General features: G+C 48.9%; 7 protein-coding genes. 6 read left to right on the top strand and 1 reads right to left on the bottom strand.

Going from position 1 to position 12,306, the window contains the following annotated elements:
• Positions 1 to 28: 28 nt before the first annotated feature.
• Positions 29 to 1,060 carry a substrate-binding domain-containing protein gene (locus UNH61_RS14080; protein WP_326992585.1) on the bottom strand — a complete coding sequence of 344 codons (1,032 nt, stop codon included), beginning with the start codon at positions 1,058 to 1,060 and terminating at the stop codon, positions 29 to 31.
• Positions 1,061 to 1,232: 172 nt separating this feature from the next.
• Between UNH61_RS14080 and rhaT the strand changes: the two genes are divergently transcribed.
• The 6 genes from rhaT (at position 1,233) to UNH61_RS14050 (ending at position 12,242) form a co-directional block, all read left to right on the top strand.
• On the top strand, positions 1,233 to 2,288 hold the full coding sequence (gene rhaT / locus UNH61_RS14075; RefSeq protein ID WP_326992584.1) for an L-rhamnose/proton symporter RhaT: 1,056 nt from the start codon (positions 1,233 to 1,235) through the stop codon (positions 2,286 to 2,288).
• A gap of 42 nt (positions 2,289 to 2,330) precedes the next feature.
• Positions 2,331 to 4,457, top strand: coding sequence for a bifunctional aldolase/short-chain dehydrogenase (locus UNH61_RS14070; protein WP_326992583.1), 2,127 nt, complete (start codon positions 2,331 to 2,333; stop codon positions 4,455 to 4,457).
• Positions 4,458 to 4,491: 34 nt separating this feature from the next.
• Positions 4,492 to 5,766 (top strand): sugar isomerase, encoded by a 1,275-nt coding sequence (locus UNH61_RS14065; RefSeq protein WP_326992582.1) that lies wholly within the window; start codon positions 4,492 to 4,494, stop codon positions 5,764 to 5,766.
• Between the two features lie 13 nt (positions 5,767 to 5,779).
• The gene (locus tag UNH61_RS14060) at positions 5,780 to 7,174 is read left to right on the top strand and encodes an FGGY family carbohydrate kinase (RefSeq protein ID WP_326992581.1); all 1,395 of its coding nucleotides are present in this window, start codon (positions 5,780 to 5,782) and stop codon (positions 7,172 to 7,174) included.
• A 76-nt stretch (positions 7,175 to 7,250) separates the two neighbouring features.
• Positions 7,251 to 10,478, top strand: coding sequence for a glycosyl hydrolase (locus UNH61_RS14055; protein WP_326992580.1), 3,228 nt, complete (start codon positions 7,251 to 7,253; stop codon positions 10,476 to 10,478).
• 9 nt (positions 10,479 to 10,487) lie between these two features.
• Positions 10,488 to 12,242 (top strand): alpha-L-rhamnosidase C-terminal domain-containing protein, encoded by a 1,755-nt coding sequence (locus UNH61_RS14050; RefSeq protein WP_326992579.1) that lies wholly within the window; start codon positions 10,488 to 10,490, stop codon positions 12,240 to 12,242.
• The last annotated feature ends 64 nt before the right edge of the window (positions 12,243 to 12,306 follow it).

Raw genomic sequence — 12,306 nt, 5'->3', positions numbered from 1 at the left:
TAGCATGATTGTCCGCATGCGGACAGTTTTACAAAGATGCCCGCATGGTCACATGAAAAGGGACTTCGATCTGTGCGGTAGACTGGTCCAGTATCAGGCGCGCCGCCATTTCTCCCATCGACCGGAAGTCGGTAGAAATAGTGGTAATACCGTTCAGGATGTACTTCTTGAGCGGGGTTTCATTGTACGAAATAACCCCTACATCTTTACCTATCTTCAAATCCAGCGATATGATCCTTTCTATCAGCGACACGAGGTCGTTTTCGCGCAGATTGATGTATACATCTCCGGGGCGTATGTCTTCTTCCGTAATCTCATTCACTTTTTTACTGTTGAAGGCATAGTTCTGGCAGAACTGGGCAAAGCCTTCATAGATTTCTTCAGGATAGTAGGTATTTTCGGGATAGATGATTTTCAGAGTGTGATATTGCTGCAGTTTGTTTTTGGCCTGCTCGAGTGCGCCGTAAATATCCTCCTGGAAGTTCTCATACACTGCGCCATATTCTCCCGTAACTCCTTTCAGCTTCTTATCCAGCAATACCAGTTTTTCTTTCGGAATGGTATTAATGACTTCATCCACATGTTCCCAGCGCTCCCTGAAATGCGGCAGGATCACCACATGTGTGTATTCATTAAGATTCTGGGACAACAGTTTTTTGAACAAACTGAAATCACTGTTGTATATATAGAAATCGATGCTGGCCTGTTCTCCCAGCGTATCGGCAAAAGAATCATAGATGATCTTTTTATGCTCGCTCAATTTGTTGAACAGTAGCAGGATCTTAAACTGACGGTCGAGGTTCACTTGCTGTACATAATAACCTTTACCCGGTACAGAGCCCAGTATGCCCAGGCTTTTCAGGTATTTATAGGCTTTTTCTGCGGTATCGCGCGATATTTCAAACGCATAGCTTACTTCGTTGATAGAAGGCAGAATATCGTCTTGCTGTACTTTCTTGTCAACAATGGCTTTGATAATGGAATTGGCCAGCTGGTAATACTTAGGCGTGGCAGAGAAATCATCGATGAAAAGGTACTTAAATATCGGATGTAGCTTCATGATCTGGTTGTTTGGTCGCCCGTGGAATAGATATATCGGAGCAGCAATGATAATAATTTTTAGTCAATATAGCCAGATGAATACTAACCATGACAGTGCATGACAGTTGAAAAATATACATGTTTTACTTTTATGTAACATTCATTTTCCACGTTACAACTAGAGATTCATTATGCAGGCTTTACTAGGCGTTTTGTTTCATTTTTTAGGCGGTTTTGCCTCCGGTAGTTTTTATATTCCCTACAAGAAAGTAAGAGGATGGAGTTGGGAAAGTTACTGGATCGTAGGAGGAATATTTTCCTGGCTGGTGGTTCCATTGGTGGCAGCCTGGCTTACAGTGCCCGGCTTTATGGATATTATCAGCACTACCAACGGTCAGGTGCTTTTCTGGACCTGGTTCCTCGGCGTACTGTGGGGCATCGGCGGATTAACTTTCGGATTATCGATGCGCTACCTGGGCATGTCGCTCGGAATGGCGGTGGCGCTTGGATTCTGCTCTGCTTTCGGAGCGCTGATTCCACCCATATACCGGGAGTTTTTCAGTACGGATCCCAATAACTTTACTGCTATGCTGCACAGTCCCAGAGGCTTATATGTGCTGTTGGGAGTGGGTGTTTGTCTTGCCGGGATCGCCATTTGCGGAAAAGCTGGTATGATGAAGGAAAAGGAGCTGAGTGAGGAACAGAAAACAGAAAGCATACAGGAGTTCAATCTGCGTAAAGGCCTGGTGGTTGCCATTATTTCCGGCATACTGAGTGCCTGCATGAGCTTTGCCATCTCGGCTGGCAACAGTATGGGAAAGGCTGCTGAAGCCAATAACGCGAACCCTTTGTTCAGAAACAATGTTATTTTTGTAGTGATCATGCTCGGTGGTTTAACCACCAATTTTATCTGGTGCATGATCCTGAATACCAGGAACCGGTCGTTTAACGATTATACGAATAAGCAAACCCCACTGGTGAAGAATTACCTGTTCGCTGCTATCGCAGGAACTACCTGGTTCCTTCAATTCTTTTTCTATGGTATGGGAGAAAGTAAACTCGGCAATGATGCCAGTTCCTGGATCCTTCATATGGCTTTCATCATTCTGATTTCGGGTATGTGGGGTTTTGTGTTGAAGGAATGGAAAAATGCCAGTAAGAAAACATTCGCCACTATCTCCCTGGGTATATTTACAATTATTCTGTCTGTTATCCTGGTGGGCTATGGCAATTCATTAGAAAATTAACCCACTGCATTATCGCAATTTAAAACGTTAAAATTATAGAGTATGTCTTTAGATGGAACTACTGCACAATTCAGGCATGTCAGTTATTTATGGGATGAAGCAACGGCAGCCGGTATGGCTGGTGATGAAGTAGCCCTGCTCATATATCGTTCCAATTTGTTGGGCGCTGATCTCCGTCTTACTAACTACGGTGGAGGTAATACATCCTGCAAGGCCATGGCAAAAGATCCGTTGACAGGCGAACCGGTGGAAGTGATGTGGGTAAAAGGATCAGGTGGCGATCTGGGCACACTCAAAAAAAGCGGACTGGCCGCTCTTTATGTGGACCGGCTGCGTAGCCTGAAGAATATATACAGAGGAATTGAGCATGAAGATGAGATGGTGGAGCTGTTTAATCACTGTATTTATGACCTCAGTTCCAAAGCGCCGTCCATTGATACGCCCCTGCATGGTTTTCTGCCTTTTAAACATATCGATCACCTGCATCCGGATGCAGCCATTGCCATCGCTGCTGCGAAAGATGGGAAGAAGATCACACAGGAACTGTTCAACGGCACAATAGGATGGGTACCCTGGCAAAAGCCCGGTTTTGATCTGGGATTACAATTGAAACAATGCCTGGACGAGAACCCCGGTATCCGCGGTATTATGCTGGGTTCGCACGGCCTTTTCACCTGGGGCGATACTGCATATGAAAGCTATATCAATACCCTGGAAGTGATTGAACGTTGTGCTGCTTACCTTGAAGAGCATACAGGTAAAAGTAAACCGGTTTTTGGCGGCGTTAAACTCAATGCACTGCCCGCTGATCAACGCCTTAAACAGGCTGCTGCACTGGCGCCTGTTTTACGTGGTTGCTGCTCCTCCCGCCAGAGAATGATAGGACATTTCACCGATGATCAGCGTGTATTAGATTTCATCAACTCCAATGACCTCGATCGCCTGGCGCCATTGGGTACCAGCTGTCCTGATCACTTCCTGCGTACCAAGATCAGTCCGCTGGTGCTGAACCTGGCACCGGATGCGGACCTGAAAGATACCGCCGCTGTTAAAGCATCCCTGGCGCCACTGTTTACCAGCTACCGTGCGATGTATGAAGAATACTACAACAGCTGCAAACATCCGAATAGTCCGGCTATGCGTGATCCTAACCCTGTGGTGATCCTTTACCCGGGAGTAGGTATGTTCACCTTTGCAAAAGATAAACAAACTGCACGTGTGGCCGCTGAATTTTATATCAACGCGATCAACGTAATGCGCGGTGCGGAAGCTGTGTCGGAATACACTGCACTGCCCCGGCAGGAGGCGTTCAATATTGAATACTGGTTACTGGAAGAAGCAAAACTCCAGCGTATGCCTAAGCCTAAGGCCCTCACCGGTCGTGTGGCGCTGGTAACCGGTAGTGCCGGCGGTATTGGCAAAGCTATCGCCAGGAAATTTGCAGAAGAAGGCGCTGTGGTAATGATTAATGATAACGATGCACAACGACTGGCATCTGCGAAGGAAGAATTCGGTAAATCATTCGGCAAAGACGGATTCGCTGCTGAGGTGCTGGATGTAACAGACGCCGCTTCTATCCGCAAAACCTACGAGGCCGCCATACTGGCCTTCGGAGGAGTAGATATTGTAGTAAACTGCGCCGGCCTTTCTATCTCCAAACCCCTGGAAGATCATACGGAAAAAGACTGGGACCTGTTATACGATGTACTCGTGAAAGGACAGTTCCTGGTAACGCAGATTGGTGTGGATATCATGCGCAAACAGGATTCAGGCGGTGATATACTGAATATCGTCAGCAAGAACGCATTGGTATCCGGGCCTAATAACGCCGCCTATGGCTCAGCTAAAGCAGCTCAGTTGCATCTGAGCAGACTCAATGCCGCCGAGCTGGGAAAAGATCGTATACGCGTTAACGTTGTAAACCCGGATGCAGTGATCTCCGACAGTAAGATCTGGGCCGGAGCCTGGGCTGAAGGCCGCGCCAAAGCATATGGCGTAACCGTGGAAGAACTGCCTGCCTTCTACGCCAAACGCACCTTGCTGAATGAGGTGATTGTTCCGGAAGATATCGCCAATGCCTGTTACGCCTTTGTAGGCGGGCTCCTGAACAAGGCTACCGGAAATGTGCTGAATGTAGATGGAGGTGTGGCAATGGCTTTTGTGAGATAAATACCGTATTTTATGTCTTGCTAAAACAACCACTATGCGTATAGAGAAGTATAAAATAGATGAACATAATAACGCCGGGCTGGCCGCACACCAACATGCTTTTGAATTCCTTTCCGGAGAAATAAAGCATGTACCCGAAATACTGGAAAAGCTGATCGCATTCCAGGTGGGCATTCCCAGCTGGGCACTGGGAACCGGCGGTACCCGCTTCGGCCGTTTTCCCGGCGGTGGTGAGCCCCGCAGCCTCGAAGAAAAAATCGAGGACATAGGCCTGCTGCATCAACTGAACCAGTCGAGCGGCGCCATCTCACTGCATATCCCCTGGGATATTCCGTCGAGCCCCGCTCATATCAAAGCAGTAGCCGCCCAACACGGACTCCGCTTCGATGCGATGAACTCCAATACATTCCAGGATCAACCCGGACAACCACTCAGCTATAAGTTCGGCTCGCTGCAGCATGTGAAAAAAGAGATACGGCAGCAGGCGATCGAACATAATATAGAAGTCATCCGTCATGGTATTGCACTCGGCTCTGATGCCCTGACCGTATGGCTGGCAGATGGCTCCTGTTTCCCGGGCCAGCTCAATTTCCGCCAGGCCTTCCAGCATACGCTGGAAAGCCTGGAAGAAATATATGCGGCCTTACCCGAACACTGGAAAATGTTCGTGGAATACAAAGCAGCAGAACCTAACTTTTATTCTACTACCGTAGGCGATTGGGGACAATCACTCCTCTTTACCTCCAAACTTGGGCCCAAAGCCTATACCCTGGTAGATCTGGGACATCACCTGCCCAATGCCAACATCGAACAGATCGTTGCATTGCTGCTGATGGAAGGTAAGCTGGGAGGTTTCCATTTCAATGATTCCAAGTACGGTGACGACGATCTGACGGTAGGCAGCGTCAAGCCCTATCAATTGTTCCTCATCTTCAACGAACTGATAGATGGCATGGATGCACGGGGCTTAAACCACGCTACCGGCCTCGGCTGGATGATCGATGCGTCGCATAATGTGAAAGATCCGCTGGAAGACCTGCTACAATCTGTTGAAGCTATCATGATCGCATATGCGCAGGCCCTGCTGGTAGATCGTAAAAAACTATACGCCGCACAGCAGCAGAACGATGTTGTGACTGCACAGGAAGTGCTGCAACAGGCATTCCGCACCGATGTACGGCCACTTGTAGCCGCTGCAAGAATACAGGCAGGTGGTGCATTGAACCCACTGGCTGTTTACCGCTCCGAAAAAGTACGGGAGCACCTTATCCGGGAACGAGGTATGAAAACCTTCGCTACCGGTTTGTAATTAAAAGAACATCATGAGTGAAATTCCCGTTATAGCTGTTTTTGATGTTGGTAAAACCAACAAGAAACTGTTCCTGTTTGATGAACAGTACCGGATTATTTTTGAACGAACTGCCCGCTTCACAGAAACAATAGATGAAGATGGAGATACCTGTGAGAACCTGGAAAGCCTCCGGCTATCGGTGTTCGACTCATTAAGAGAAGTATTCAGACGGAAAGATGTTGCTGTAAAAGCAATCAACTTCTCCGCCTATGGCGCCAGCCTGGTACATATTGATGAAGATGGACGGCCACTGACACCGCTTTACAATTATCTCAAGGAATATCCGGAAACGCTCAGCGAGCAATTCTATAATACCTACGGAGGGAAAACAGCTTTCTCCGTACAAACAGCATCACCTGTACTGGGTAGCCTTAACTCCGGTATGCAGCTCTATCGGCTGAAGTATGAACGCCCGGATATATTTGAACAGATCAGGTATTCACTACATCTGCCGCAGTATATGAGCTACCTGCTGTCGGGCGTGGCATGCTCGGACATCACGAGCATTGGCTGTCATACTAATTTATGGGACTTTCAAAAAAACAGTTATCATACGTGGGTAATAAGGGAAGGGGTGCTGGAAAAGCTGGCGCCTCTTTCTTCTGCAGCGGAAGTAGTACCAGCGGCATTCCCCGGGAATAACTACTCTGTTGGCACCGGGCTGCACGACAGCTCCGCCGCGCTGATTCCATACCTGGTTAATTTCCACGAACCATTTGTATTGATCTCCACCGGTACCTGGTGCATCAGCCTGAATCCATTCAATGACACGCCGCTGTCGAATGAAGAGCTGGAAGCCGACTGCCTTTGCTATTTGTCGTTTCATGGTAAACCGGTAAAAGCTTCCCGCTTATTTGCCGGCTACGAACATGAACAGCAGGTAAAAAGAATAGCCGATCATTTTCATCAGCACACCGGTAAATACCGTAACATTGAATATGATGAAGCGCTGATCAGACAGCTCCAGGAGCGGAATAAAAAGGAGGTTGCATGGCAACAGCAGGAGAAGCAGCTGCAAAGCTCGCCGTTCGGACAGCGGGATCTGGCCTCTTTCGCCAACGATACCGAAGCCTATCACCAGCTGATGCTGGATATTGCCACGCAGCAATATATTGCTACCAGCCGGGTATTGAAAGGAGCTGCGGTTAAACGTATATTCGTTGACGGTGGATTCAGCAAAAATGCCATCTATATGAATCTGCTGGCCGCTATGTTCCCGGATATAGAAATATTTGCTGCCTCCATGGCGCAGGCAACCGCCATGGGAGCGGCGCTGGCAGTACATCACGTATGGAACAGCAAGCCCATGCCCAATGATCTTATAGCACTGAAATATTATGCTGCCACTCACAGCGCTACGCTGTAAGCGGCAACCTGTATAACTGATACGTACCAACGAATTTTTCACGCGCCCTTGCCGCTGAATATACAATACATTCCACATGAGTTATCTGATCACAAAGAAAGTCGTTGGCGTAACATGCCTGCTGGCAGCGGCTATGATAGCCCGCGCCCAGGAACAGCCATTCAGAAACGGTTTCGTTATACCGCCCGATAGCGTAAAGCCAAGTGTTTACTGGTATTGGATGAGCGATAATATATCGCAGGAAGGAGTGAAGAAAGATATTGAAGCGATGGCTGAAATTGGCATTGGCCGCGCTTTCATAGGGAATATCGGGTACCCGAAAGAAGAAGTGCCTTATGGAAACGTGAAACTATTTTCCGACGAATGGTGGCGCGTTACCCGTGCAGCCATCAGCAAGGCCTCGGAAAAGGGAGTTGACATAGGTTTATTCAACAGCCCCGGCTGGAGCCAGAGTGGCGGCCCATGGATTAAACCGTCACAATCTATGCGCTATCTCGCCGGGCAGGAATTTGTGGTGAAAGGCCCCGTAAAATATAATCAGGCGTTACCTGCGCCACCAGCGGATTTCCAGCGTGTGGCGGTAATTGCCTTCCCGGAGCCTGTTGCTGATGGAGATGATATAGGTAAACATCAACCGGAGATAACTTCCGGCGCAGCATTTACCGATATCCACGCACTGGTGGACGGAAATACGGAGAAGGAAGCAACCCTGTCTGCACCAGCCGATAAACAGGCAGCCGTCGATATCAACTTCACCGTAAAAGAAAACTTCACCGCCAGAAGCCTGATCATTTACCCGGCTGCCAGGCCTTTCAAAGCCCGGTTCGAACTACAGGTAAAGCAGGGCGATAACTGGCAACCGGTGAAAACCTTTGAAGTGGATCGCAGTAATCCTCAGCCCAATGTGGGTTTCAAACCTTTTGCGCCGGTAGCGGTTTCCTTTAACGCCGCAACCGGAAAAGCTTTCCGCATACTGATCAGCGAAGGGCAGCCTGCACTGGCAGAGATCCGGTTGCTGACAGCTCCGCGCATGGAGCGATTTGAAGAAAAACAGCTGGCCAAGATGTTCCAGACACCACTACCTTTGTGGAATGAGTATCAATGGCCGCAACAGGTGGAGGTAAAGGGCTCCGGGATGATAATAGATCCTGCCAAAGCTGTCAACCTCACAAAAAATGTTTCCGCCGACGGCAAACTAACCTGGAACGTACCCTCCGGTAAATGGATAGTGGTATGTTTCGGCATGCTGCCTACCGGCGTAACCAATGCCCCGGCTTCTCCGGAAGGTATGGGGCTGGAAATAGATAAACTGAATGATGCCTGGTCGCAATACCACTACGATTCCTTTGTAGGCCGCATCCGGAAAAGCATTCCCGAAGCAGAACGTACTGCGCTTAAATGGGTGGTGGCTGATAGCTACGAAACAGGATCGCAAAACTGGACCGACGATATGGCCACCGATTTCCAGCGTCAGTATGGTTACGACCCTTTGCCCTGGCTGCCGGTACTTACCGGCAGGGTAGTAGGTTCACCTGATCAGTCGGACCGCTTCCTATGGGATCTCCGCCGCCTCATTGCAGATCGCGTGGCATATAAGTATGTAGCCGGTCTGCGCAAAGCCAGTCATAAAGACGGCCTCCGGCTATGGCTGGAAAACTATGGCCACTGGGGCTTCCCGTCTGAGTTCCTGAAGTATGGCGGTCAGTCAGATGAAATAGCCGGCGAGTTCTGGAATGAGGGAACACTGGGAAATATCGAATGCAGAGCGGCTTCTTCTGCCGCACATATTTATGGCAAAACCCGCGTGGCGGCAGAATCATTTACCGCCGGGGGCCTGGCTTATGTGAGATATCCGGCGCTGCTCAAGCGTAGGGGCGACTGGTCGTTCACAGAAGGGATCAATCATACCTTGTTACATGTATTCATAGAGCAGCCCTACGACGACAGGAACCCTGGTGTGAATGCCGGATTTGGAACAGAGTTCAACCGGAAGAATACCTGGTTTTATAAAGGCAAATCATTTGTAGACTATATCAGACGCTGTAACTTCCTGCTGCAGCAAGGGAAACCGGTGAATGACGTTGCTTACTTTATAGGTGAGGATGCGCCGAAAATGACGGGTGTAAGAGATCCGGAGTTACCGAAAGGTTATTCTTACGATTATATCAATGCAGAAGTGATCCTGGAAAGGTTACAGGTGGCAAACGGCCGCCTCGTACTGCCGGATGGTATGAGCTATCGTATGATGGTGCTGCCGCAGCTGCAAACCATACGTCCGGAGCTGCTGGAAAAAATTTCATCGCTGGTACACCAGGGCGCTATCATACTCGGACCCGCGCCCAAACGCTCTCCCAGCTTACAGCATTATCCGCAGGCAGATACAAAAGTGCAGCAGCTGGCCGCCCAGCTCTGGGGTAACGGAAACGAACAAACGCATAAATACGGCGCAGGTATGGTGCTTAGTGGTATGGCCATGCAACAGGCCCTCGATCAGATTGAACTGCAGCCTGATGTAGCGCAGCTGCCGGAGCATATACTGTATACGCATCGCAGCACCCCAACCGGTGAATTGTACTTCATCACTAATCAATCCGCTGAAACTGTTTCCCTTTCACCGGCCTTCCGGGTAGCCGGACGGCAGCCTGAATGGTGGGATGCGGTAACCGGGGATACGCGCGAATTACCAGAATTCAATATGCAGGACAATAAAACCGTAGTGCCGTTAACGTTAGCTCCTTATCAGAGTGGCTTTGTGGTATTCGGAAAAACAATCACCGGTGTAGCAGGAACAAAGAAAAATTTCCCGCAACCAGCTATCAAACAACAGCTCAGCGCTCCCTGGAACGTTCAGTTCGACGCAGCCCAGCGTGGCCCCGCACAACCGGTAGTGTTTGAACAGCTCACCGACTGGAGCCACCATAGCAACGAACAGATCCGCGATTATTCAGGCACCGCCGTATATACCACATCCTTTGAAATGACAGCACTGCCGGGCGGCGACGAAACATCATACCTGGATCTGGGCAACGTAAGTGCCATTGCCAGCGTAAATCTGAATGGTAAAGACCTGGGCACTGTGTGGACTGCTCCCTGGAGAGTGAATGTAAAAGACGCGTTGAAGAAAGGAAAGAACATACTAAAAGTAGAGGTGGTGAACACCTGGGTAAACCGCATGATCGGCGACAGCAAACTACCTGCCGGTGAGCGTAAGGTGTGGAGTAACGTGAACCCATATACGCCGAAAAGTGAATATCAGCCCGCCGGATTACTGGGCCCTGTACAAATTATTAGCATTAAGTATTAAATGATTCATATGAAGCTATTCTGTTTAGGTGCATTATTACTCGCAGGTACATCCGCTTTTGCGCAGCTGCCACCTGTGTTCGACAGCAGTCGCATGGCTTCGGTCCAGTCAACGCCAACAGTGCGGCGTTACCTGTCTCCCGAAAAAATAATATGGCAAACAGGCAATATCAATAACGCAGTTCGTTTCCTGTTACCAGGAAACGGACAGGCCGATCTGGCTAATCAGAATATGTGTGTATTGAAAAGTACGGCATCAGAACATCCCGCCATCCTGTTCGACTTCGGTAAAGAGCTGCACGGTGGACTGCAACTTGTAACCGGCATGTATAAAAGCGGCAAACCGGTGAAACTAAGGATTCGCTTCGGTGAATCCGTAAGTGAAGCAATGAGTGACATAGAGCCTTCAAAAAACGCCACCAACGACCATGCCATCAGAGATATGATCGTAGAGGTGCCCTGGCTGGGAAAGCTCGAGGTAGGAAATACCGGTTTTCGCTTTGTAAGGGTAGATCTGTTAGACGACGATAAAGAACTGCAACTTAAAGAAGTGCGCGCCATCTTCGTTTACAGAGATATGCCATACCTCGGCTCTTTTCATTGCAGCGATGAGCTCCTGAATAAAATCTGGCTGACCGGCGCTTATACCGTACAGCTCAACATGCAGGATTATCTCTGGGATGGAATCAAGCGCGATCGTCTCGTATGGATTGGCGACATGCATCCGGAAACGTCTACTATCAGCGCTGTTTTCGGCTATAATGAAGTAGTGCCCAAAAGCCTGGATTTGTCGAAGGATATCACGCCATTGCCGCAATATATGAATGGCATGGTATCGTATTCTATGTGGTGGGTGTTGATACAGCGCGACTGGTACATGCATACCGGTAACCTCGGATATCTGCAGCAGCAGGGAACCTATCTTCGTGGTCTGCTGGAGCATTTCGTGGAAAAAATAGATGCTGATAACAGCGAAGCACTGAATGATGGCACCCGTTTCCTGGATTGGCCATCCAGCGAAAATAAGCCCGCTATCCACGCAGGGTTGCAGGCAATGATGGTGATGACACTGAATGCCGGCGCAGAATTGTGCAGGATATTAAAAGATGAAAATACCGCGAAGAAATGTGAAGAAGCCATTGCGCGGTTGAAGAAAAATGTACCCGATGCGGGAGGCTCTAAACAAGCGGCAGCATTGCTGGCATTGTCGGAACTGGTGCCGGCAAAGAAGATCAATGAGGAAGTGATTTCAGTAGGAGGCGTAAAAGACTATTCTACCTTCTATGGTTATTATATGTTGCAGGCTAAAGCCAAAGCGGGCGACTATCAGGGAGGGCTAAACGATATTCGCACTTATTGGGGAGCGATGCTTGGCTTGGGAGCCACTACATTCTGGGAAGACTTCAATATGGACTGGCTCTCAGGTGCTTCCAGGATAGATGCGCTGGTTCAGCCCGGCCAGAAAGATATTCATGCCGATTATGGTGCATACTGCTACAAAGGATATCGTCATAGCCTCTGCCATGGCTGGGCTTCAGGCCCCACGCCCTGGCTTACTGAGCATGTACTGGGAGTGTCGGTAGTAGCACCCGGTTGTAAAGTGATCAGGGTAACACCCCACCTGGGCGATTTGAAATTTGCAGAAGGTACTTTCCCTACGCCTTATGGAGTGGTGAAAATTAAGCATACCCGTCTTCCTAACGGAAAAATACAATCGGAGATAAAGGCGCCGAAGGAAGTGAAGATAATTAAGAATATAGAATGAAGAATGAAGAATGAAGAATGAAGAAAATGCAGCGGAGATAGTAAACGCGAATTCGCTACTATCT

Source organism: Chitinophaga sp. 180180018-3, from assembly GCF_037893185.1.
GTDB lineage: Bacteria > Bacteroidota > Bacteroidia > Chitinophagales > Chitinophagaceae > Chitinophaga.
This window is presented reverse-complemented; position numbering and strand designations above follow the sequence as displayed.